This window comes from Mangrovibacter yixingensis (genome assembly GCF_020523985.1).
GTDB classification, from domain to species: domain Bacteria; phylum Pseudomonadota; class Gammaproteobacteria; order Enterobacterales; family Enterobacteriaceae; genus Mangrovibacter; species Mangrovibacter yixingensis.
Window position 1 is genome coordinate 51,359 of sequence record NZ_JAIVKM010000004.1, and the last position, 24,184, is coordinate 75,542.

Annotated in this window: 25 protein-coding genes; 4 read left to right on the top strand and 21 right to left on the bottom strand. The window is 49.3% G+C overall.

Annotated features, from left to right (window positions below):
* Window positions 1–21: 21 nt before the first annotated feature.
* Both LC084_RS15895 and LC084_RS15900 read right to left on the bottom strand, forming a co-directional pair.
* Window positions 22–294, bottom strand: coding sequence for a PTS sugar transporter subunit IIB (locus LC084_RS15895; protein ID WP_226572189.1), 273 nt, complete (start codon window positions 292–294; stop codon window positions 22–24).
* 199 nt (window positions 295–493) lie between these two features.
* The gene (locus LC084_RS15900; RefSeq protein ID WP_226572167.1) at window positions 494–937 is read right to left on the bottom strand and encodes a PTS sugar transporter subunit IIA; all 444 of its coding nucleotides are present in this window, start codon (window positions 935–937) and stop codon (window positions 494–496) included.
* Between the two features lie 248 nt (window positions 938–1,185).
* Between LC084_RS15900 and LC084_RS15905 the strand changes: the two genes are divergently transcribed.
* A complete protein-coding gene (locus tag LC084_RS15905) occupies window positions 1,186–2,205 on the top strand; it encodes a LacI family DNA-binding transcriptional regulator (RefSeq protein ID WP_226572168.1) in 1,020 nt (339 codons plus the stop codon).
* A gap of 26 nt (window positions 2,206–2,231) precedes the next feature.
* Here the strand turns inward: LC084_RS15905 and yfcD are convergent, their stop codons facing one another.
* From yfcD to yfcF, 3 genes are all read right to left on the bottom strand, one after another.
* Window positions 2,232–2,846, bottom strand: a complete 615-nt coding sequence (gene yfcD, locus LC084_RS15910) for an NUDIX hydrolase YfcD (RefSeq protein WP_226572190.1) — start codon at window positions 2,844–2,846, stop codon at window positions 2,232–2,234.
* Between the two features lie 54 nt (window positions 2,847–2,900).
* Window positions 2,901–3,452 (bottom strand): phosphodiesterase, encoded by a 552-nt coding sequence (gene yfcE / locus LC084_RS15915; RefSeq protein WP_226572169.1) that lies wholly within the window; start codon window positions 3,450–3,452, stop codon window positions 2,901–2,903.
* Window positions 3,453–3,513: 61 nt separating this feature from the next.
* The gene (yfcF, locus tag LC084_RS15920) at window positions 3,514–4,158 is read right to left on the bottom strand and encodes a glutathione transferase (protein WP_226572170.1); all 645 of its coding nucleotides are present in this window, start codon (window positions 4,156–4,158) and stop codon (window positions 3,514–3,516) included.
* A gap of 235 nt (window positions 4,159–4,393) precedes the next feature.
* Here yfcF and folX point away from each other — a divergent pair, with 235 nt between their 5' ends.
* Window positions 4,394–4,762: a dihydroneopterin triphosphate 2'-epimerase gene (gene folX, locus LC084_RS15925; RefSeq protein ID WP_226572171.1), complete on the top strand. Its 369-nt coding sequence runs from the start codon at window positions 4,394–4,396 to the stop codon at window positions 4,760–4,762.
* Between the two features lie 21 nt (window positions 4,763–4,783).
* Entirely contained in the window at window positions 4,784–5,674 is an 891-nt protein-coding gene (locus LC084_RS15930; protein WP_226572172.1) for a TIGR01777 family oxidoreductase, read from the top strand.
* Between the two features lie 60 nt (window positions 5,675–5,734).
* On the opposite strand, the gene hisP is transcribed toward LC084_RS15930, so the two are convergent.
* From hisP to pdxB, 14 genes are all read right to left on the bottom strand, one after another.
* Entirely contained in the window at window positions 5,735–6,508 is a 774-nt protein-coding gene (gene hisP, locus LC084_RS15935; protein ID WP_226572173.1) for a histidine ABC transporter ATP-binding protein HisP, read from the bottom strand.
* A gap of 9 nt (window positions 6,509–6,517) precedes the next feature.
* Window positions 6,518–7,234, bottom strand: coding sequence for an ABC transporter permease (locus tag LC084_RS15940; RefSeq protein WP_226572174.1), 717 nt, complete (start codon window positions 7,232–7,234; stop codon window positions 6,518–6,520).
* A complete protein-coding gene (locus tag LC084_RS15945) occupies window positions 7,231–7,917 on the bottom strand; it encodes a histidine ABC transporter permease HisQ (protein WP_110025685.1) in 687 nt (228 codons plus the stop codon). The genes LC084_RS15940 and LC084_RS15945 overlap by 4 nt, the downstream gene beginning before the upstream one ends.
* A 74-nt stretch (window positions 7,918–7,991) precedes the next feature.
* Window positions 7,992–8,774, bottom strand: a complete 783-nt coding sequence (gene hisJ, locus LC084_RS15950) for a histidine ABC transporter substrate-binding protein HisJ (RefSeq protein ID WP_226572175.1) — start codon at window positions 8,772–8,774, stop codon at window positions 7,992–7,994.
* A 285-nt stretch (window positions 8,775–9,059) separates the two neighbouring features.
* A complete protein-coding gene (gene argT, locus LC084_RS15955) occupies window positions 9,060–9,842 on the bottom strand; it encodes a lysine/arginine/ornithine ABC transporter substrate-binding protein ArgT (RefSeq protein ID WP_226572176.1) in 783 nt (260 codons plus the stop codon).
* A 431-nt stretch (window positions 9,843–10,273) separates the two neighbouring features.
* Window positions 10,274–11,791, bottom strand: a complete 1,518-nt coding sequence (purF, locus tag LC084_RS15960) for an amidophosphoribosyltransferase (RefSeq protein ID WP_226572177.1) — start codon at window positions 11,789–11,791, stop codon at window positions 10,274–10,276.
* A gap of 96 nt (window positions 11,792–11,887) precedes the next feature.
* Complete coding sequence (gene cvpA, locus LC084_RS15965) at window positions 11,888–12,373, bottom strand: colicin V production protein (protein ID WP_226572178.1); 486 nt, start codon at window positions 12,371–12,373, stop codon at window positions 11,888–11,890.
* Between the two features lie 210 nt (window positions 12,374–12,583).
* Entirely contained in the window at window positions 12,584–13,267 is a 684-nt protein-coding gene (gene dedD, locus LC084_RS15970) for a cell division protein DedD (RefSeq protein ID WP_226572179.1), read from the bottom strand.
* Complete coding sequence (gene folC, locus LC084_RS15975) at window positions 13,257–14,525, bottom strand: bifunctional tetrahydrofolate synthase/dihydrofolate synthase (RefSeq protein WP_226572180.1); 1,269 nt, start codon at window positions 14,523–14,525, stop codon at window positions 13,257–13,259. The genes dedD and folC overlap by 11 nt, the downstream gene beginning before the upstream one ends.
* 71 nt (window positions 14,526–14,596) lie before the next feature.
* Window positions 14,597–15,514 carry an acetyl-CoA carboxylase, carboxyltransferase subunit beta gene (gene accD / locus LC084_RS15980; RefSeq protein WP_226572181.1) on the bottom strand — a complete coding sequence of 306 codons (918 nt, stop codon included), beginning with the start codon at window positions 15,512–15,514 and terminating at the stop codon, window positions 14,597–14,599.
* Window positions 15,515–15,661: 147 nt separating this feature from the next.
* A complete protein-coding gene (locus LC084_RS15985; RefSeq protein WP_226572182.1) occupies window positions 15,662–16,324 on the bottom strand; it encodes a DedA family protein in 663 nt (220 codons plus the stop codon).
* Between the two features lie 9 nt (window positions 16,325–16,333).
* Complete coding sequence (truA, locus tag LC084_RS15990; RefSeq protein WP_226572183.1) at window positions 16,334–17,161, bottom strand: tRNA pseudouridine(38-40) synthase TruA; 828 nt, start codon at window positions 17,159–17,161, stop codon at window positions 16,334–16,336.
* Window positions 17,161–18,174, bottom strand: a complete 1,014-nt coding sequence (locus tag LC084_RS15995) for an aspartate-semialdehyde dehydrogenase (protein ID WP_226572184.1) — start codon at window positions 18,172–18,174, stop codon at window positions 17,161–17,163. Before LC084_RS15995 ends, truA begins: the two co-directional genes overlap by 1 nt.
* 65 nt (window positions 18,175–18,239) lie before the next feature.
* Complete coding sequence (gene pdxB, locus LC084_RS16000; RefSeq protein ID WP_226572185.1) at window positions 18,240–19,376, bottom strand: 4-phosphoerythronate dehydrogenase PdxB; 1,137 nt, start codon at window positions 19,374–19,376, stop codon at window positions 18,240–18,242.
* Between the two features lie 120 nt (window positions 19,377–19,496).
* Between pdxB and flk the strand changes: the two genes are divergently transcribed.
* A complete protein-coding gene (gene flk / locus LC084_RS16005) occupies window positions 19,497–20,510 on the top strand; it encodes a flagella biosynthesis regulator Flk (RefSeq protein ID WP_226572186.1) in 1,014 nt (337 codons plus the stop codon).
* Here flk and LC084_RS16010 read toward each other — a convergent pair.
* Both LC084_RS16010 and LC084_RS16015 read right to left on the bottom strand, forming a co-directional pair.
* Window positions 20,496–21,695, bottom strand: coding sequence for an MFS transporter (locus LC084_RS16010; RefSeq protein WP_226572187.1), 1,200 nt, complete (start codon window positions 21,693–21,695; stop codon window positions 20,496–20,498). The genes flk and LC084_RS16010 overlap by 15 nt on opposite strands.
* A gap of 319 nt (window positions 21,696–22,014) precedes the next feature.
* Window positions 22,015–24,184 (bottom strand): autotransporter family protein (locus LC084_RS16015; RefSeq protein WP_226572188.1); only part of this gene is annotated, 2,170 nt, incomplete at its 5' end.

Sequence of the window (24,184 nt, forward strand, 5' to 3'; positions counted from 1 at the left end):
TGCCTCGCTTATATCAGTCTACTAATGGTTTGAAAAATAAGCAGTGAGTTTTGTTTCAAGTTCATTAATATCAATAATATTGTTGATTACTAACAGTTGGTTTTCCGGCACACTGGCACTGTCTGCAATATCTTTCGCCATCACAAACAGGTCTGCAGCCCCAGGCGTTGCGGAGGATAAATCCGCATGTTCAACTTCTGCCTCAACATTAATTTTCTTGAGTACCTTTTTAATATTCATCTCAACCATAAAACTACTGCCGAGGCCTGATCCACATATTGCCATTATCTTCATTATATTTACCTTTTTGTAGCGTACAGGGAAGCTGTCCTGCTCGGACAACAGGAAGTTAATTTTTATATTTGCTATATACAAAACATCAGCCATGTAGCTCTCGGGGGTTTTCAGGTTTTATCCTGATACATACCCGAAGCAACAATGTATTTCACCTACAATCAAAATCACATTTATCGTCTATTTTATCCTTATTAATTTAATAGCGAGAAATAATCTCCTGAATATCCTCAACCAAATTAGCCTGATGCAGTTTCTTTAAATCTTCATCGCATGAAAACAATTCTGCCAGTGCAGATATCATATTGATATGGCTGTGGCTGTCGGGTGCTGCCAACATAATAATCGTTGTTACTGGGTCAAAATCAGTAGAGCCGAATGGTACCCCTTGTTCAAGTTTCAGTAGTGATAACCCCATTCCCTTAGCACCATCCTCTGGCCGGGTATGTGGCATCGCAAGCCCTGGAGCCAGCACATAATACGGCCCCAGCTTTTTATGTTGGGCTATTACCGCCTGCACATAATCAGGAGTAATAACGCCCTCTTTAAGCAGAGGTTCAGCACTCCAGGTTATTGCCTGTTGCCAGTTTTCAGCGCGTTTGTGGCACTGTATGTTCCCGGCATGTAACCACTGTGAAAGCATAATGTGCTCCTGTCCCTTCAGTTATGCGCAAACTTTAGGCAAGCCAACGGGTTCTGACCGTGACAGACATCTCAAAGATAGCGCTATCAAAGGTAACATCACCAATATGTGATAGCGCTATCAAAAAAGGAAAGGTTGCACAAAAAAACAGTATCCGTGCAATGTTACCCCTTATAATACCAGGACAATAACCTACGATTTTTATGTGAGAAAATGGTAAGTGCTACACCTTTAATACAGGAACAAGCATGTCTTTAACCCGAAAAAGACGCAGCACCGGCAAAGTAACCCTTGCCGATGTAGCCCAGTTAGCCGGTGTCGGCACGATGACTGTTTCACGCGCACTGCGTACCCCCGATCAGGTTTCTGACAAATTACGGGAAAAAATCAACGCAGCAATAAACGAACTTGGGTATTTACCGAACCTGGCGGCCAGCGCGCTTGCGTCCGCATCGTCTTATACCATTGCTATGGTGGTACCGAATTTAGCGGAGTCTGGCTGTACAGAAATGTTCGCCGGGTTGCAGCAGGTGTTACAACCCGCGGGCTACCAAATTATGCTGGCGGAATCGCGCCACCGTCTGGAACAGGAAGAAAAATTACTGGAAACCCTGCTCGCCTCCAACCTGGCCGCCGCCATTCTTCTGAGTGTTGAACACAGCGATAATGTCCGCACCTGGCTGGGTAATGCCGGAATCCCTGTGATTGAGATAGGCGCGACTCGGGCAGATCCGATTGATATGAATATCGGCATTGATAACGTTGCCGCTATGTTGGAACTGACCAGTATGCTGATTGAACGCGGCTACCAAAATATTGGCTTGTTGTGCGCAAACCAGGAGCAATGGATTTTCCAACAGCATCTGCAGGGCTGGTATAAGGCTATGTTACGCCACCATATTTCACCGAACAGGGTGATTAACGCAGCGGCAGCCCCCACGTTTTCCACTGGTACGGCGCAATTACCTGAGTTTTTACTTGCCTGGCCGGAACTGGATGCTCTGGTGTGTGTTTCGGATGAGCTGGCCTGTGGTGCATTATATGAATGCCAACGCAGAAGAATTAAGGTACCAGATGACCTGGCGATTGTGGGGTTCGGTGACAGCGATGTTGCAAAAGTATGCCAACCGCCACTGACTACGTTGTCAGTGCCGCACCGCGAAATCGGTATTGAGGCAGGTAAGGCATTACTGGCACGGCTTAACGGAGAAACTCAGCCAAGCCAGAAGCCCATCAAGTCAACATTGTGTATGCGGGAAAGTTGTTAATCAGGGCCTGATGCAGGCCCTTAGGTTCACTGTGCAGCAGAGGAGTCTTCTTCGCCCGAAGCCTCAACCTTTGCAGGCTCATCAGCTTCTGTTTCCGCCGTTTTTCCGGCTGCAGATTTGTTCTCTGCCCCGCCATTACGGCTCATCCACAGTGCCAACGCTTTGAGTGAATCTGGCGTAAATTCATCACACCGTGCGGTAATTTCTTCTGGTAGCATCCAGCACACTTCGCTGACTTCTTCTTCCTGAAGCGCAAATGGCCCATGGGAGACACAACTGAACAACCCGCCCCAAACCCGGCAGTTCTCATCCTCAAAATAGAACTGACCGTGCTCAGCAAAAGGTACACCTGCAATACCCAACTCTTCTTCTGCTTCGCGGCGTGCGGAGTCCAGCAGCACTTCGTCAGCCTGTACAACTCCACCAGCAGTCGCATCCAGCATTCCGGGCATAAAATCTTTAATGTCTGTGCGCCGTTGCACCAGAATTTTGCCCATACCGTCATGTACCACGATATAAGTGGCGCGATGCCGCAACCGCTGCGCGCGCATTTGCGCACGGCTGGCCTGAGCAATCACTTCATTATCTTCGCTGACAATGTCCACCCACTCCGTGCCGGAATTTGAGTCCTGTTCCACTATTGGTAACCTTTTCGTTCAGGCGCTCTATTGGCGCATTTGTTTTGTCGAAATAAATTACGGTGTTATGCAAACCTGTGCAATAACATCGTGATTTACCAGATTATGTACCCGCATCTGTTCCCCATCCAACATCCCATAACTTGCCGGATATCCCCCTTTAGGAATACTCACAGAACCGGGGTTGAACAGAAAAATATCCCCACGCTGTTCCGCAACGGGAATATGCGTATGGCCAAATACCAGTATATCGCTGAGCCCCAGAGGTGGTAGCTTTTCTGGATGATACAGATGCCCGTGAGTCAGAAAAAGACGTTGTTCCGGGAGCAGTACCTGTTGCCAGGGCGCTGTTATTGGAAATGATAACAACATTTGGTCAACTTCGCTGTCGCAGTTACCACGAACCGCAATAACACGTGAAGCCACAGCATTCAGATGTTCGGCGACCTCAGCAGGCGCATAGCCTTCGGGCAATGCGTTACGCGGCCCATGATTGAGCACATCGCCAAGAATTATAAGCCACTGTGCATCACTATCAGCAAAAATATCCAGTACCCGTTGGCAGGCTGGCAGCGCACCATGGATATCTGAGGCAAACATCAATTTCATTACTCACTCCTGTACTTATCGTGCTCAGACAAGCTGAGTGGCGAGCCATAGTGCCAGTACATCAGGCGGTTTGCCTGGCGGAAAGTGCGACATATTGCTGGACGGAGGATCTTTGCCACTGAACTGTGGCATATTCAACCAGTTTTTCCGGCACAGGGTCACCATGCATAATCAGGCGATTAAGCATCAGCGCCAAATCCGTATCAGCAATACACCATTCGCCGAATAAATTGTGCTGCGACGGTTCAATCAAAGAAGATGCCAGGTGTATTAAGCGCTGTGCATCTGCCTCCCCTTGCGGGGTCAACGGGGAGAAATGTTGCCCAGAGAAAATCACTTCAGTAGAGCGCTCCTGGCGCAGGGCTGGTAAATCCGAACGTAACCAGGCCTGAATTTCACGCGCTTTCGCACGCAGCTGTAAATCAACCGGGTAGATCCGCTGCCGGATAGGGGGTGCAAACACCTCTTCGAGGTACTCTGTAATAGCGGATGACTCCGCCAGCACGAACCCATCTACATCCAACACTGGCACACGCTGCGTTATATCAAAACCCACCCAGCCATGCTGGTGATGCTGCCCCGCCCCCAGGTCAATGGTTTTGAGGGTAAATGACAGCCCCTTTTCTTTTAAAGCAACAAATACGGACATGACATAAGGGCTGTGAAAGCGAGCATCGGACCACAGACAAATTGTTGGCTGACTCATGAGTTTCTCCATTCGCATTTACCCATGGAAAAAATACAACGAATTCCGGCACCATTCCAGCAAGCCTGCGTGTAAAGCCAGATTTTCTTCCCGCCACTAAACTTGCGATACAACTCACTGCGCAGTAAAGAAATTTCCTATTTTTATTCCAGTATATACTCCAGATTTGAGCCTCCCATGACGGGATAAGCTCGTGTATTATGAAGTGATAAAGATAATCAGGAGGCACACTTGCATGTCGTATCAGGATGCTATTATTCGAATTAAAAACCTCAGACTACGTACTTTCATTGGTATCAAAGAGGAAGAAATCGCTAACCGTCAGGACATCGTAATTAATATTACACTGTATTACCCGGCAGATAAGGCCCGGCATAGTGAAGATATTAACGATGCACTAAATTACCGAACCATTACCAAGGCGGTTATCCAACATGTTGAGAACCATCGTTTTTCATTATTAGAAAAATTAACTCAGGATGTGCTTGATATCGCACGTCAGCATGACTGGGTCACTTATGCTGAAGTTGAAATCGATAAACTACACGCGTTGCGTTATGCCGATTCAGTTTCTATGAGTATGAGCTGGAAGCGTGATGCCTGATTAATGCTTACTGGAGGGAATATGCAAATTTTGCTGACAGGTGGTACAGGTCTGATTGGGCGTCACCTTATCCCTCCACTGATAGAAATCGGGCACACTATTACCGTGGTGACCCGTTCCCCTGAGCGGGCACGCCAATTGCTCGACCCCAGAGTTACTTTGTGGCAAAGCCTGGATGAACACCCAACGCTTGATGGGTTTGACGCGGTGATTAACCTTGCTGGCGAACCCATTGCCGATAAACGCTGGACAAACGCGCAAAAACAACGCTTGTGTCAAAGCCGTTGGCGCATTACCCAACGCCTGGTTGAAATGATTCATGACAGTAACCAACCTCCCGCTATTTTCCTTTCTGGTTCTGCTGTGGGTTTCTACGGTGATACTGGCGATGAAGTTGTAACTGAAGAAGACACACCTCATAACGAATTTACTCATGAACTTTGTGCCAAATGGGAGGAAATTGCTTTACAAGCGCAAAGCTCTCATACGCGAGTCTGCTTACTCCGCACTGGTGTGGTTCTGGCACCCAATGGAGGAATGCTGAGTAAATTGCTACCTCTTTTTCGGCTGGGGCTTGGTGGTCCGTTAGGTAATGGGCGCCAGTACCTGGCCTGGATTCATATTGGCGATATGGTCAATGCCATTATCTGGTTGCTGGATAACCCGTTACAAGGGCCGTTTAATATGGTGGCACCTTACCCGGTAAGAAATGCCCGGTTTACGCAATTGTTGGGGGAAGCAGTGAAACGCCCGGCAATTTTGCGCGTACCCGCCCGGGTAATTAGCCTGATGATGGGTGAATCCGCCGCACTGGTTCTGGGTGGGCAAAATGCTCTACCCCGCAGGCTGGAACAGGCAGGGTTTGGTTTTCGCTGGTTTCAACTTGAAGATGCTTTACAGGATGTAACCTGAAAAGGCGCGCTTAAGGCTGAACAGACAGCATTATGCGCGCCATACCTGATACAGACCTGTTTATTTCAATGCACCACTCAGGAATTGCTGCAAGCGAGGGCTTTGCGGATTAGTAAACACATCCTCAGGCCGCCCTTCTTCTTCAATTTTCCCTTTGTGCAGGAAGATAACATGGCTGGAAACATGGCGGGCAAATTCCATTTCATGGGTAACGACCACCATGGTTTTCCCCTCTTCAGCCAGTTGCTGCATAATGCGTAGCACTTCGCCCACAAGTTCCGGATCCAGTGCAGAAGTTGGTTCATCAAACAGTAACACTTCTGGCTCCATCGCGAGGGCTCTGGCAATAGAGACACGTTGTTGCTGCCCACCGGACAAATGAACCGGATATTTCGCCTGTGCCCGCTCATCAATACCCACTTTTGCCAGGTAGTTAATGGCTCGTGCTTTTGCTTCGGCTTTACTTAAGCCCAGTACCTGCACGGGCGCTTCCATGACGTTTTCCAGCACAGTCATGTGCCCCCACAGGTTGAAGTGCTGGAATACCATGGTCAGGCGGGTGCGCAGCAGACGCAGTTGATTTTTATTGGCGACTTTCAGTTGACCATCTTTGTCGCGTACTAACGTAATGTTCTCGTTATTAACGATAATCGTGCCTTCGCTGGGTTTTTCCAGGAAGTTAATGCAGCGCAGGAAAGTGCTTTTCCCTGAGCCAGATGAACCAATAATACTGATGACATCACCGGCATTAGCCTTTAATGAGACCCCTTTAAGCACTTCATGCTCACCGTAATGTTTATGCAGATCAGATACGTTTAATTTATTTTCGGCCATAGCTATCACTTAGTGCGTTGAGGCAGGTTTAACATGCTGGAGCCAGCGTTTTTCAGCTTTGCGGAACAAGCTTATCAGGCAGAAAGAAATCACCAGATAAAGCACGGCAGCAATACCGAACGCCGTAAAAGGTTCATAAGTTGCCGAGTTAATATCACGGGCAACTTTGAGCAGGTCTGGCACTGTAGCGGTAAACGCCAGTGCGGTAGAGTGCAGCATCAGAATCACTTCATTGCTGTACGCAGGAAGCGCAATACGCAGCGCAGAAGGCAAAATAATGCAGCGGTATAGCTTAACCGAGGAAAAACCATACGCACGGGCTGCTTCAATTTCCCCATGTGATACTGAGCGAATCGCTCCGGCAAAGATTTCTGTGGTATAGGCACAAGTATTCAGTGTTAGTGCCAGTATTGTACAGTTCAGGCCGCTGCGGAAAAACTCATTGAGCAGCATGTTGCCTTTGACAACTTCCAGCGTGTACATCCCGGAATAGAACACCAGTAACTGTACATACAGCGGTGTACCGCGAAAAATATAGGTAAACAGCCACACCGGAAACGCCACAAATTTATTACTGGAGACGCGGGCTATCGACAGAAACAGTGCCATGATCCCCCCCATCACCACTGAGGCAATGAGCAGCCATAATGTAATGGCGACACCCGTAAAACGGTAACCGTCGGTCCAGAGCAGTTGCTGCCAGTATTCGTGGATAATATCAATCACAAGTCTGCCCTCTTCACGCCCACTGAATAACGGCGTTCCAGCATCAGCAGGACCCCATTTGATACCGTGGTAAACACTAGATATATCAACCCACAAACAATGGCAAAGTAGAATGGCTGCCAGGTGCTCTTACCAGCAAGCTGTGTAGCTTTAACCACATCTTCCAGCCCAAGCAGTGATACCAGTGCGGTTGCTTTCAAAATTACCTGCCAGTTATTACCAATACCCGGCAGAGCAAAACGCATCATCGAGGGGAACAGAATACGGTTGAATATTTGCCAACCAGTGAAACCAAACGCCGTAGCAGCTTCAATTTGGCCTTTGGGAACCGCCAAAAAAGCACCGCGGAAGGTTTCCGTAAAATAGGCACCATAAATGAAGCCCAGCGTGATAATCCCGGCAACCATAGGATCGATATCGATCTGCGCCATACCGAATGCATCAGTTACTGCATTCAGCGCAATTTGCAGACCATAGAAGATCAACAACATCAATACCAGATCAGGAACACCACGAATCAATGTGGTATAGCATTCAAAGAAGAATGCCAGAGGTTTGCTGCCTGAAAGTTTCCCTCCGGCACCAACCAACCCAATAATCACTGACAGGAGTACTGAAGTGATTGCCAATTCGAGGGTGACAATCGCCCCTTGAAAAATAACGTGAGAAAAACCATACAACATGGTGTGTATCCTGCCGTCAGTGTCTTTCCGATACGAACCTGCCCCCGTGGAGCAGGTTGCATCACTGGTGACCGTTAACCACCGTAGACATCAAAATCAAAATATTTCTTCGCCAGCTTGTCGTAAGTACCATCTTTACGCATGTCGGCGAAGGCTTTGTTGAGCGCTTCCCGCAACTCGTTGTCCTCTTTGCGTATTCCCATCCCGGTACCAACACCGAATAGCTTGTCGTCTTTCACAGACGGGCCGCCAAACTGGTAATTTTTCCCTTCTGGCTGCTTCAGGAAACCTTCACTGGCAGCCACTTCATCCTGGAATGCTGCATCGATACGCCCGGCCATCAGGTCAGCGTAAATTGAGTCTTGCCCCTGGTAAGAGACAATTTCAATACCTTTCGGTGCCCAGTATGTGTTGCCATAAGTTTCCTGAACAGTACCCTGCAATACGCCAACACGTTTCCCTTTAAGGGATTCAACCGTTGGCTGAATTGGGGAACCTTTTGCCACCACCAATCGAGAATCAGCCGCGTACAATTTGTCTGTAAAGGCAATCTGCTGCTGGCGTTTTTCTGTAATGGAAAGTGAAGACATGATGGCGTCTATCTTTTTCGCCTTGAGGGAAGGGATCAGTGCATCAAGAGGGCTTTCCACAAAGGTACACTTGGTATGGATTCGTTTACAAAGCTCTTTCGCCAGGTCGATATCAAAACCAACCAGTTCCCCACTCGCACTTTTAGACTCAAAGGGAGCATAGGTTGGGTCGGTCCCAATACGGATACTTTCAGGGAATGCTGCGAACGCTGTGGAAACACTGGAACACAGTAATGCCAGTGAAAGGGCGAAAACCTTCTTATTCATACTCATCCTCAATAGACTGTACTTGTCCTGAATGACAATTTTTGTCAGGGGGTAATAGCAGATTCTGTGCCAGCATGGAAGAAAACGGTGAAGAATAATCTCATTTACCACAATAAGTTATTATTATGGTGAACTGACACCGTAATTCACTCACACCACACTGGTGCATGCAATGCACCAATACAGAACAACAAGGCTTATTGCGCACCCAAAAAGCACATACCTTACCCACTTCCCCGGCCAGCCACAGTTGTGACTGGCCAGACAACAGACTATAGGGTTGGCTTAGTCGCCGTAAACATTGAAATCAAAATATTTCTTAGCCAGTTTGTCGTAAGTACCATCTTTGCGAACTTCATCAAACGCTTTATTAAAGGCCGCTTTCAGGTCTGCATCTTCTTTACGCAGCCCAACACCAGTACCATCACCAAAGTATTTCTTATCTTTTACTGATGGGCCCGCAAAGGCAAAGTCTTTACCAGCGGCTTGTTTCAGGAAACCTTCGCTGGCAGCAACTTCATCCTGAAATGCAGCGTCCAGGCGGCCTGCAACCAGGTCAGAATAGATAAGGTCCTGGGTCTGGTAGGAGATAACATCAACCCCTTCCGGACGCCATTTTTCGTTGGCATACGCTTCCTGGGTGGAACCTTGCAGCACACCCACATGTTTGCCTTTCAGTGAAGCAAGCGTTGGTTTAATCGGCGAGCCTTTGGCGGCGATCAGACGAGAATCCGCTGCATAGAGCTTTTCGGAGAAAGCAATTTCCTGCTGGCGTTTTTCAGTAATGGAAAGTGAAGAAATAATCGCGTCGATTTTTTTTGCTTTCAGGGACGGAATGAGTGCATCAAAATCACTGCTTACCCAGGTGCATTTAGCATGCATTTTGGCACACATTGCATCGCCAAGGTCGATATCAAAGCCCACGAGTTTACCGCTGGCATCCTTAGAAGAGAAAGGGGCGTAAGTTGGGTCAGTGCCAATACGGATATCTTTAGGAATTGCTGCGAAAACACTGCTGGCTGCGGTCAGTCCTAACAGCAAAGACAGTGCAAGAACCTTCTTCTTCATACTTTACCCTCAAGAGTTCAGACGTTTTATGTGATGTGTTGTGTCTTGTAGTGTTGTGTTTTGCATTTTGCACTCTGATTGCTTGCACTTACCGTGCCACTTTTTTAACTCCAGGCATATTTGCCATTTTGTTAAAAAAACGTTGCATCAAAGCCTGCCAATGAAAGATAGCAGCAATGCTTACGAGGAAAAGCTAAATTTGCGTGTTATCAAAGGGTAAATATCGAGGTTTTGATCGCGCCTGCAAAAACGCGCTATAAGTGTGCACAACCTGGGCTTTTGCTCCATCTTAGTGCGCGCGTATTTATTGTCTGGCCTGTAGTAAGCAACCCTGCACTCATTTCGCACTTAACAGGTCACTGTTTACCATAAAAACAAAAGCCCCGGTGCAACAACCTGTGCACCGGGGCCTGAACATAAAGCTGTTATCATCAGCCTTCGTTATGCATTTCCAGACTTTCTACTTCATTCTGGCGCTGAACTGCTTTGGCGTCGTCGTTACGCAACGATTCCAAATACTCGAGGTAGTTATGGTCAACATCTTTCGTGACATAAACACCATTAAACACCGAACATTCGAATTGCTGAATATCTGGGTTCTCAGCACGCACAGCCTCAATCAGATCATTGAGATCCTGGAAAATCAGGCCATCGGCACCGATTAACTCACGGATCTCATCCACTTCACGCCCGTGAGCGATAAGCTCGTTCGCGCTCGGCATATCAATACCGTACACATTTGGGAAGCGAATTTCTGGTGCTGCAGAGGCCAGATAAACTTTTTTCGCCCCTGCTTCACGTGCCATTTCGATAATCTGTTCTGAGGTGGTACCACGCACGATGGAGTCATCCACCAACAGAACATTTTTATCACGGAATTCAGCGCGGTTGGCATTGAGCTTACGGCGCACTGATTTACGGCGTAATTGCTGGCCTGGCATAATAAAAGTACGGCCTACATAGCGGTTTTTCACAAACCCCTGACGGTATGGCTTGTTCAGAATACGGGCCATCTCCAGTGCGATATCACAGGAGGTTTCCGGAATAGGAATCACCACATCAATATCCAGGTCTTCCCATTCACGGGCAATCTTCTCACCCAGCTTAGTCCCCATACCCACGCGAGCGCTGTACACGGAAATTTTATCGATGAAAGAATCCGGGCGAGCAAAGTAAACAAACTCAAACAGGCAAGGATTGCTGGTAGGGTTATCTGCGCACTGGCGGGTAAACAACTGGCCTTTCTCGGTGATGTACACCGCTTCACCCGGCGCGACGTCACGAATGAAATCAAAGCCCAGGGTATCCAGCGCAACACTTTCCGAAGCAACCATGTACTCGGTTCGCCCATCAGCGACATCACGCTTGCCCAGCACCAACGGACGGATCCCGTTAGGATCACGGAACGCTACCATGCCGTGACCAATTATCATCGCAACGCAAGCATACGCACCACGAATCTGGCGGTTAGTTGCTGCAATAGCAGAAAAGATATTATCTGCTTCAAGAGGGTAATGGCGGTAGTTATCCAGTTCGCTGGCAAAAATATTCAGCAGGATTTCAGAATCTGAGGTGGTGTTGATGTGGCGACGTTTTTCTTCGAACAGCTTTTTACGCAACTCATGAGCATTAGTAAGGTTACCGTTATGCGCCAGAGTAATGCCATAAGGGGAATTCACATAAAACGGCTGTGCTTCAGATGCGCTTGAACTGCCAGCAGTCGGGTAACGAACATGGCCAATCCCCATATTGCCCTGCAAACGTTGCATGTGCCGGGCTTCAAATACATCACTCACCAGGCCATTTGCTTTACGCAGGCGAAAACGATTGTTTTCATCAATGGTGATGATGCCTGCGGCATCCTGCCCACGGTGTTGTAACACCGTTAACGCGTCATAAATCGACTGGTTTACCGGCATAACACCGGCGATACCGACAATACCGCACATGTTGTCTTTTCCTCATCATGAACACACAGCCATTAACCCGCCTGAATGCGACAAGCAAGGTCGCCTGTGTGTTCTTTGCCACACCCCCCGATACAATTACCGGGGCAAGAAACTCGACGAGCTTTGCAGATAGTCAAAAAACCACCTGATGATGAAACTGAACTGCGGAACCAATTGCGATTTTTGCCAGTCTTCGCTTTTCGCTATACCCGTGAAGGTATCGAGAAAAAACAGGATAGCGGCAACAATTAATACGCCACGCAGGGCACCAAAGCAGATACCCAGCACCCGGTCTGTACCGGACAGGCCCGTTTTCTGGACCAGCGTACCAATGACATAGTTGACAATAGCACCGACTATCAGCGTCGCGACAAACAAAATGCCAATCGCAATTCCATTTCGCACCAGCTCTTCTTCAAAGCCAGTGAACCAGACTGCCAAATACGTATAGTAATGGCTGGCAACAAAGAAAGCGCACCCCCATGTCACCAACGATAATGCTTCACGTACAAAGCCACGGATAAGGCTTACCAGACAGGAGAAACCTATTACCGCAATAATGGCGTAATCTATCCAGACCATTTCAAGTCCCACGATTAACCGCCCTGACATCCGATTCGGGGCGCATTCTAACAGAAAAAGAAAACGTTTGCGTAGGGATTTCCTTCCCGCGCAAAAATAAAAATGGCGTTGAAAAAACACTCAACGCCACAACCCTGAGCCCGTGTAACGAGCACTTATACAGGCAGGAAGCGTAACACTTCCCCCTGATATTCTTTACCTGCCAAGGTGTTAATGAACGCTGTAATTCATTACCACCCCGTTAAGCCCCGACAAACTGTGTAAGTCCCCAAGAGACGCTTTGAGTTTATCTTTTGAGACTTCCGGGCCTACCAGAATCCGGGTAATTTTCCCCTGTACCGGTGTGGTTGGCGAAGTATAAACACGGTAACCGGAAGCACGTAATTTGCTGACTATTTCATTCACCTTATCAGCATTTTTCAGCGCACCTAACTGAACTACATACGCTTTTCCTTGAGGAACTGGCGTATCATCTTTCACCGGTGTCTTTGGTTGTGCTACAGGTTGCGTGGATGTTTTATCTGTAGTGGTGTGGTGAGTTACAACCGCCTGTGTGTTACGGCCAGAGGCAGAGGAATCCCTTTCAACGGGAATAGCATCCAGCCCGGCACCCGTATTGGCGGGCAAATTTGCCGTATCAATTGATGAATTAGGTGCATTGCTTGCCCTCACCTCTTCAGCGGCGCCCTCTGGTGGCTGAGCTGGAATAGGTTGGCTGGCTGGCGGCAATAAGTCGTTTTCGTCTTTGTCGCCTGCTTTGGGTACTAGCGGAATTGCTGCAAATTCATCCTGGTAATGCTTTTTCTGCCCGTCAAGCAACCCTGGCAGGACAATAACCGCCAGCGCAACCAGCACGACTGTTCCCACTAACCGGTTTTGAAACTTACTTGCCACCCGTAGTCCCCGCGTCCATTTCTTCCATTACATGTGCCACAGTATGGAATGAGCCACATACCAGCACGGTATCTTCTGGCGCTGCATCAGCCATTGCCGCCTGCCAGGCATGAGCAACATCAGGCCAGGTGCTGGCTCCGGAAAGATGCGCCACCAGTGTTTCAGCTGTAGCACCACGCGGCCCTTCCAATGGAGCACAATACCAGCTATCGACCTGTGGTGACAAACATGCCAGCGTACCAGGAATGTCTTTATCATGCAGCATGCCCACCACCGCCAGTACTCGCCCGGTTTTCGGCAGTGCTGCTAACCGGCTGGCAAGATACCCAGCCGCATGTGGGTTATGTGCTACATCGAGAATAACCTGTGGAGATTGAGCCACAATCTGGAAACGACCCGGTAATGTAGCATTACGCAATCCGTCCCGAATATGCTGTTCGGTAACACGCAGGCCACTGGCACGCAATGCCGCCAAAGCTGTCGCAGCATTAGGCTGTGGAACCAGAGGCAGTGGAAGATTAACCAGTTCACCAAACTTATCACTGAAGCGCCAGACGTTTTCACTAACAGAATAGTTCCAGTCTTGCCCGACCCGGCTTAATTGTGCACCTTTCTCCTGAGCCACCTGTGCGATGGTTTCTGGCATGTCAGGCTCACCGACAATCGCCGGTTTTCCTCCACGCAAAATCCCTGCTTTCTCGCGGCCAATGCTCTCGCGATCAGGGCCAAGCCAGTCGGTATGATCCAGCGCAATGCTGGTAATACAACCAACATCGCAGTCAACGATATTCGTCGCATCGAGGCGGCCACCCAGGCCAACTTCTAAAATTGCCACGTCTACCGCCGCCTGTTTAAACAAGTACAGCGCCGATAACGTGCCAAATTCAAAGTAGGTGAGAGAGGTTTCTCCGCGCGCTGTGTCTATTTCCGCAAATGAAGCAGTATGCTGCGCGGCATCCAGCTCCTGCCCCTGAATACGTACACGCTCGGTGTAGCGTATCAAGTGTGGCGAGCTGTAGACACCAACCCGGTAACCGGCTGCAATTAACGTAGTTTCCAGCGTACGGCAGGTTGTACCTTTGCCATTGGTTCCAGCAACGGTAAAGACAAAAGGCGCTGGCTTGCGAACACCCATGATATCCGCGACTTTGGCAACACGTTCAAGCCCCAGATCAATATTTTTTGAGTGAAGATTTTCCAGATAAGAAAGCCACGTTGCCAAAGGCGACGTGGCTTCAAGATGCAATTCGTGTTTCATAAACGCCGTTCTGCATAACTGTATTCAAAAGTAAAACGGGCCACGCGCTGTGCACGCTGCCCGTAGGTCTGTCAGGCTTCTTCGCCTTCATCAGAATCAACCGCTGATGTAACAACAGTGGCTTCATCCGGGTTTGGAGCTGGCTGATTAGTCAGTTTCGCCAGAATTTGTGCCAGTTTAAGGCGCATTTCCGGGCGACGGACAATCATATCTATAGCCCCTTTTTCAATCAGGAACTCACTGCGCTGAAAACCTGGTGGCAGTTTCTCACGCACTGTTTGCTCAATAACACGCGGACCAGCAAAGCCAATCAGTGCTTTTGGTTCGGCAATGTTTAAATCACCGAGCATTGCGAAGCTGGCTGATACACCACCCATAGTTGGGTCGGTCAATACAGAAATATACGGCAAGCCGCGTTCCTGCATTTTTGCCAGTGCAGCACTGGTTTTTGCCATTTGCATCAGCGACATCAGCGCTTCCTGCATACGCGCACCGCCTGATGCGGAAAAACAAACCAGCGGGCAGTTATCTTCCAGAGCCTGTTCAACCGCACGAATAAAGCGGGCACCGACAACCGAGCCCATTGAGCCGCCCATAAAAGCAAACTCAAATGCAACCGCGACAACAGGCATACCAAACAGAGTGCCTTTCATCACCACCAGCGCATCTTTCTCGCCAGTCTCTTTCTGGGCAGTTGCCAGGCGATCTTTGTATTTCTTGGAATCTTTGAACTTCAGCACATCTTTAGGCTCAAGTTCACTTCCCAACTCTACCAGCGAATCTTCATCTAACAGAGTATGCAGGCGTGCACGCGCAGACATGCGCATATGGTGATCACACTTCGGGCACACCTCAAGGTTGCGCTCCAACTCAGCGCGGTACAGCACCTGGCCGCAACTGTCACATTTCGTCCACACCCCTTCCGGGATGTTAGCGCGGCGGGTTGGGGTAATGTTGCTCTTATTGAGAATTCGTTCAATCCAGCTCATTGATGACCTTTCTGCCTGAACCTGGTCGATGCCAGTTTTTCTGTGGGGGCGCATAATGCCATTTTCTCCGCCCACAGACCATAAATGTTGCTCATTAAACCATAACCGGGCCCGACTTTGGATAAAAAAGTGGTCGAACCCCGTAGCTTACTCTTTTATCTGGCGAGCTGCAGCGCGTTTGTGGCGAATAATTTCCACAACACCAGGTAAAACCGACAACACGATAATTGCCACAATCAACAATTTCAGGTTGTCCTGCACTACCGGCAAGTCACCGAACAAGTAACCAGCATAGCTGAACAGCAATACCCACAAGAGTGCGCCAGTGACGTTAAACAATGCAAAATGCCGGTAAGACATGTGCCCCATACCCGCCACAAAGGGAGCAAAAGTCCGCACAATAGGCACAAAACGCGCAAGAATTATCGTTTTACCACCATGACGCTCATAAAACGAATGGGTCTTTTCAAGATAGCTGCGCCGAAAAATCCTGGAGTTCGGGTTGCTGAATAACCGCTCACCAAACACACGCCCAATAGTATAGTTGACTGCATCGCCCAAAATGGCCGCTGCGACCAACAAGACCACCATAATATGCACATTTAAGTCATTACCCGGCAAAGCTGACAGCGCCCCGGCAACAAACAGCAAAGAATCGCCAGGCAGGAATGGTGTCACCACAAGGCCAGTTTCACAAAACAGGATAAGGAATAATATCCCGTAAACCCAGACACCATAGTTGGCTACCAGTTCAGCCAGGTGCACATCAATATGTAAAATAAAATCAATGATAAAGTGGATAAATTCCATAATACGTCCTCAACAGTCCAGGCTCAGAGACGGCAGGAACAAAGGCCCCATAACCGGTTCTGGCAACGCAAACTCAGCAGGATAATCCACTGCGACTAAATATAACCCTTCAGCTTTAGCTGTCGCTGCCGCCAGGGTTCTGTCTTTCGCCGCCAACAACCAGGCTATCCATTCTTCCGGCTGATTACCGCACCCTACTTCAAGCAGGCTGCCGACTATATTTCGTACCATATGATGTACAAAAGCATTGGCTTTAATATCCACCACCAGATACTCGCCATACCGGTTTACCCGAATATGCGACACATTACGCCAGGGTGTACGCGACTGGCACTGTACTGCACGAAACGAGGTGAAATCATTTTCACCTAACAGGCTCTGAGCCGCCCGCTGCATCTTTTCAGCATCCAGCGGTAAATGGTAATGCGACACGCCACGCTGCAAAATAGCCGGACGCAGGCGATTGTTATAAATCACGTAGCGATAACGGCGTGCTGTCGCACTGAAACGTGCATGAAAAGCCTCAGGCACATGTTTCACCCATTTTACTGCGATGTCGCCAGGCAGATTCGCATTAGCACCCAATGTCCATGCTGCATCTTTGCGTTCCGACTGCGTTTCAAAATGCACTACTTGCCCGGTTGCGTGCACACCCGCATCCGTTCTGCCAGCACAGAATACATGGATAGGTTCGTTAGCAACCTGGCTTAATGCTTTTTCCAGATTTTCCTGAACACTACGCACTTCCTGCTGACGCTGCCAGCCATAATACTGGCTGCCATCATACTCAATGCCCAGCGCAATTTTGCTGCGGCTTGTTACCATCACATCGGACATTACCAGAAGTACTCCTGCAGGAGTTTTTCTGCTGTTTTCAGTGCCATTAACGCGCCACCGAAACGGACGTTATCAGCAACAGACCAGAACTGGACTTGTTCGGGCAAACCGTAATCATTGCGCACACAGCCAATAGACAAGTTCACACTGCCAGAGGCATCCGCCACCTGAGTCGGGAAGTCTTGCTCTTCGGACAAAGCAATGTCTTCCTGGCGAGTAAATGCATCACGCGCTTCTTCCGCAGCGAGCGGGCGTAATGCTTCCATTCCTACCATTTGAGCGTGCCCATAAAACACCGGGCTTTGGATGCAGCTGACTGAAATCATCAGCCCTTCGTCCTGCAAGACTTTACGCACCTGATCGACCACCTGACGCTCTTCACGCACACTGCCTTGTGCATCAGGCACCAGAGGTAACATATTGAATGCCAGCTGGCGGCCGAAATGGTCATCATCCTCTAAAGGTAAGCCATTAAGCAGCCGGGCGCTCTGCCCGGCCAGGGCATCCACAGCCACTTTACCGTGAGCAGACGCAGGTAACAGATTTGTTACCTGAAGGCGGGACAGCCCACCCTCTTCAATCAAGGGTTTGACTGCTGAAAGTAACTGGCAGGTCAGGCTGTCTGCCACTGCAACAACATTACGATTACGGTAATCTGCCAGAACAAACGGGTTTACATCCGGTACAACTAAAGGCACATCTGGCTCCAGAGCAAACAAGCTACTGGAGTCAATCACCACACAACCCGCATTAGTTGCTTCTTCAACATACGCAGCCGTTGCTTGTGCACCAGCGACAAAAAACGCCAGTTGAGCCTGCACCCAGTCAAACTCAGCAGCATCCTGTACCTTGAGGGTTTTGCCTGCAAAACGCACGGTGGTACCAGCGCTTTCTGCTGTCGCCAGCAAGTGAAGTTCACCAACAGGGAACTGACGCTCTCCAAGTAACTCAATCAGGGCTTCACCGACCGCGCCGGTCGCCCCGAGGATGGCGATATTCCAACCTTCTGACATAGTGGTTTACTCCAGACAAAATAAAAGCACTCCCTGCCGTAAACAGCAGGGAGCGGTAATAACGATTATTGATGAGGGGAAAATTGCGCGTTAAACCCTAACTTATTCAGTAAGGCCGCTGCATCCTGATCATCGCATTCCACGATTAAGGAAGACCACTCTCTGCGCTCTTTGTAAAATTTGCGCAGCTTGTCAAACTCCCCGGCCTGCCCTGCAACTTTGCGCAGAGGGGCATCATCACGGCGCACATCATACACCAGATGCGCCAGTCTTTTCAGTGCAGTTTGATCGAGTGGTCCATGCAGGAAAACCCGACTGAACTCAGGCGGTGGCAGTAATGAATTCAGCGGCACCGTTTCAGGTTTCCCGATAAATGTGCTAAATGCTTCAAATACTTGCGTGGTACCACGCGCTTTACCTTCCAGGGTATAACCAGCAATATGCGGTGTGCCAATATCCACACGGGCAAGCAGGGCCAGATTCAGCTCTGGCTCGCCTTCCCACACATCCAGGACAGTAAATAATGACTGCCCTTCATTCAGGCAGGACAACAACGCGGCGTTGTCCACCACCGGGCCACGGCAGGCATTAATTAAAATGGTGCCCGGTTTCAACTGACGCAATAACGCTTCATCAGCCAGGTGCCAGGTTTTATAAGGGCCGTCTTTAAACAGCGGCGTATGAAAGGTGAGAATGTCGGCTTCTTGTACCAACGTTTCCAGCGGCAGGAAAGGCTCACTGTCACCCAGGTCAGCACGCGGTGGGTCACACAATAATGTTTTAATCCCCATCGCCTCTAAGCGTTTTTGTAACCGCCCGCCTACATTGCCTACCCCTACAATACCGACTGTCCTGTCTTGCAAAGCAAAACCTTCACGTTCAGCTAACATCAGTAATGCGGAAAAAACATATTCGACAACAGCAATGGCATTGCAGCCTGGAGCGGCTGAAAAACCGATACCCGCGCTGGATAACCATGCGCTATCCACATGGTCAGTACCAGCTGTAGCTGTGCCCACGAATTTCACTGGCGTACCTTCAAGTAACCCGGCGTTGACTTTGGTGACAGAACGCACCATTAACGCATCGGCGCCAGTCAGCTCACCCTCTGGAATAGGGCGACCTGGCACAGACAGAACTTCCCCCAACCGGCTGAACAACGCCTGGGCATAGGGCATATTTTCATCAACGAGGATTTTCACGTTACAGTACCTGTTTATGTGCGGGAAATAACACGTAAGTGTGCCATAATCTTGACCTCAGGCCTATTGTTGTACATGCCGTCTGGCTGCATCGACCCGAAAGATTAAGGATTTGTTATTATGCAACCCATTGTGGGCCATTCACCGCAACCTCCCGGCGAACCGCCAGGCACACCCAAAGTCACGCCACCAGCAGGTGAAGCCCCGCTTTCCACCATTCAGCGCACGGTACTGGAGCGCCTGATAACCCGTATTATTGCGTTGACTCAGCAGCAACCGGCAGAAGTATGGGCCGCAATGAAGCATGATCTCGGGTTGAAAAACACAACACCAATGCAGTCCCGCCACTTTCCGGCGGCAGAGCAAAACCTGAACCAGCGCCTGGCTGGTGCCCAGCAAACCCATGAAACACGCCAGGTACTGCAACAACTGAATAATTTACTTTCGCAAGGCAACAACCGCCAGGCAGTCAGTAATTATATTCGTCAGGAATTTGGTCATACCGCGCTCAGCCAACTCTCGCCAGACCAGCTAAAAACAGTGTTAACGGTATTACAAAAAGGCGAAATTGTGGTTCCGCAACCCACTACACGCCCGGCAACAGAACGGCCGTTATTACCTGCTGAGCATAGTGCGCTCAATCAACTGGTCAGCAAACTTGCCGCCAGTTCGGGTGAATCCGTGAAAACGATTTGGCAGAATCTGGTTGAACTGAGTGGAGCCAAATCCAGTGAACAAATTCCTGCCCGCCATTTCCCGTTGATGGTGACCTGGTTGCAGGCAAGAGAGACACTGGTTCATAACCCAGCCCCCACCCTGCAGGTTATTCAGGCTGCCCTGAAACAGCCGATGGAATCACACGAGTTACAACGGGTAAGCGATACACTGCAACAGCAGTGGCAGGCTACGCCACAGACGGTGTTAACCACAGCTCAGGTTCAGGAAGTTCTCAGCCAAATTTTCTTTATGCGTGCAGAGCGAGGGGCCGTGCAGTTGGATGTCCGCAGTGTTCAACCCATTTATAACCCTTTCATTGCCTTCATTTCTGAGCCACTGAAAGTAATGTCAGCGCGGCCGGGGCTGACATTGTTCGCATTAGTGCTGGTCTTCTGCCTGGTATTATTGGTGCTGTGATGTTTTCCCTGGGCGCAAAGCCAGTGTAATAACAACCATACCAAGTAATGCAGCAATCGCGCCTGCCAGGTACACAGATTCATAGCCCATGGCTGTAGCCAAAATACCAGTCAGAGGTCCGGCAACACAGTAAGCTATGTCCTGGAAAGCAGAATATCCCCCCAGAGCTGTACCACGCGACTGTGGTGGTACACGCTTCACAACTTCCACTCCCAGCGCAGGGAAAATCAGTGAACATCCTGCTCCGGTTAGAGCCGCACCCACTAATGCCATTGTTGCTTCAGGAGCCAACCACAGTAGTAACAAGCCCAAACACTCAACCAGCAACGAAACTAACGCAACGGTGACACTACTATAGCGATCAGGCATCCAGCCAAACAGGATACGCACCAGAACAAAAGCCCCACCAAAACCGCTTAAGGTGAACCCCGCCATCCCCCAGCCACGGGAGGCAAAATAGAGTGTGGTAAAGGTGCCAATTACAGCAAACCCAACCCCTTGCAATGCCAGCGCCAATCCTGCAGGCCAGATACGACCAACCACACTCCATAACGGCTGACGTACTCCGCCGTGAGGTTTAACCCCGGTAACTGAACCATTCAACAACCAGGCAATGGCAGGTAATACCAGCGTAATCACACCCAGTACCACGAATCCCCAGCGCTGAAAAATGGCCAGCCCTAAAGGTGCGCCAATTGCGAGTGCACCATAAATTGCCATCCCATTCCATGACATAACTTTCCCCGAACGGTTTGGACCTAACAGGCCCATTCCCCAGGTCAATGTACCGGTAAGCAGTTGGCTTTCACCAAACCCCAGCGACAGACGCCCCAAGAGTAAAAGACCGTATTTAACTGCCGGGTGAACAGGTAGCAAAGCAGCAAATAACCATGCGAATCCGGCCAGTGCACAGGCAATCATACCTTTCATGGCGGTCTGTTTAGCTCCGTGCTGGTCTGCCATATGTCCGGCGTACCCCCGAGTCAGCACCGTTGCCAGAAACTGAATACCTACAGCAATGCCCACCAGAGTATTGCCATACCCCAGCTCATGATGAACATACAAAGAAATGACTGGCAGCGGCATGCCGATACACAGGTAAGTCAGGAAAACAGCGCAGGTAAGACGAAATAGTGCAAAATCAGGAAAGTCTGTGTGCAGAGATTGATCCGATGAGGATGTCATGAATATGCTCCAGGTAACCAACGGAGCAAGGGTAAGCGGAACAACACATACGCACCTTCCCCCTGGTTTGTCAGGTTGAGTAATGCGTTGGTTCACGTTAAACGCTTACGCAGCTTAGGTAGAAACAAAGCTGTATGGCTTAAGCTTGCCGGAGCAAAAACGAGATGTCAATCACGGTTTTAAATTAGTGGGTGCAAAAATAAAACACGCAATCAGCACGTGAAGCCCCGCTATCCACCATTCAGTAATAGCCATTCGCAAGTGAGTGAGGGATAAATACCGCTTCTGATAGTGCTCAGAAGCGGTATTGAGTAGCTTATCAGAACTGCTTGCGCACCTGCAGAATAACGGTCTGCCCCTGATACTGTTCACCGAGTTGCACGTTATAACGGGCGTTCAGTGTTAGCGTGTCTGATTTGACGAGGGTGGCACCAACAGACAAATCCGCAGTGTCTTCAACAGGCGAGGCACCAAAAGTCGTAAAGTTGGTTTCACCCGCTGTTGCAGCAATATAACTTGCCGTCGTAGTACTGCGTTGTGGGTTGTACTGATGTGTCCATATGGCCTGTACGAACGGTACAACATCACCAAAACCGGTCTGGAATGATTGTTCCAAACGTGCTCCCAAACCACTACGAAGGGCGTTATTGTGGCTACCACCGACTGACAAGGCTGAACCATTTTCGCTATTTTCTTTATATCTATCAATGGTTTGATAACTATAATTCAGACTAGCCAACGGTGTCAGCGTGGTGTTATCAGCTACACTCAGCGGGTAACCAAACTCGGCATTAGTAACATATTGCTGACCATTAAACTTGCCCGATGCCCTGTCTGAGTAACCGGTCATACTCACATTACGCGTAGTGTCATAGCGTTGCTGAGAGGCACTGGCAGACAAATTTACGTACCACGGGTCACCATTGTAACTGGCATAGCCAATCAGCCCCCAGGAATCAACCCCCGTTTTGTTACCGTAAAGATTATCCTGCCCGCGTACCGAGGTGTAGCTATAAGTCAGAGCACCACCCGCACGCCAGGCCTCCCCAACCAGCCGGTCAACGCCCAGCACCATCCCACCGTAATTTGCTTTATAACCGCTGACATTATCCACCATTCCCTGATTAGCATGGCCACCAAATACCTGCCCCCACGCTGACCAGTCGTCAGGCGCATCCCCCGCAGCCAAACCGCTCATGCCATGTGATTGTGCCAGACGTATTGAATCAACCCGCTGACTGACCACATTTACTGCGCCAAAAGTTGCCACTGATGCCGCCTGGCTGGCACTGCTGTTCTGCACAGGAGATAACTGTTCGCCAACACGGTTTGCTTCCTTGGTAGAATCGATAGCCAGTGAGGCGTTATACAAATCCAGTAGCCCTGTGGCTATCCCGGTATAATTCTGCAGCCCGCGCAATGAGGATAATGCATTGTCGGTAGTGGCAAATCCATTACTGGTATTTTCGGGAGTTGAAGTATTGTTATCTCCTCCCTGTGCCGATGGCGTTGATGGCGTTTGAGCACCAAGAGTGACCACCAGATTACTTGTATTACCCGTATCAACCACCGAACCTGTAGTGGTCCCATCATAGGTAGTTATTAGATAATTTAACGAGCTGGCATTAAAACTGGTGCCGTTTTTTGCTGCTGTTACTACCACGTAACGCTGGCCAGTAGCAAAGCGCCAGGTGTTGAGCGACTTAAGTGAAACAGTCGAACCACTACTGATAGTTGCAGTACCACTGACAATCAAACGCCCATAACCCCTGTCAGCGGTGACCCCATTGCTCACTGCCGAGTCGCTAACGCCAAGTAACAATGTTGCAGATGAACTTTGCGCGTAATTTCCGGTGATATTGACGAGATTGTTAACCTGCAACGTCGACCCTGTATTGCGCAGAGTAAAGGAACCGACATTGACGTTATCATTAAGCAGCAAATTACCGGAACTGAAATAGATATCTGATGCGTTGCTTACGATAGTCCCCATGCTGGCACTGTCAATACTACCGCTGGAACCAGTTAGAGTACCGAAATTCGTACCTGTGCCACCGTTAATTATCAACGCTGAAGTACTCAGATTCGAAATATTACCAGCAATAAGGCCACTGTTAGTAACAGGCCCCATCGTGCCAGTTGACGCGTTATAAATAGCATACCCACTGCCAGAAAGGGTACCGCTGTTAACCAACGTTCCCAGAGTGCCGCTATTATTGATAGCCTGAGCCGCAGTGATGGTACTGCTGTTTACCAGGCTGTCGATGGTGCCACTGTTCTGAATACCTGTCGTAGTACCGGAAATCATTCCGGTACTGTTATTAAGTGATGTGATAGTGCCGCTGTTTTGCAGACCGACTGTGGTGCCGGTTATGCTGCCCGTATTCGACAACGTGCCAAGATTGCCCGCACTGGTGATGCCAACACCACCAGTAATTATGCTGCTATTAATCAACGATGTAATCGCGCCATCGTTCTGAATACCTGTT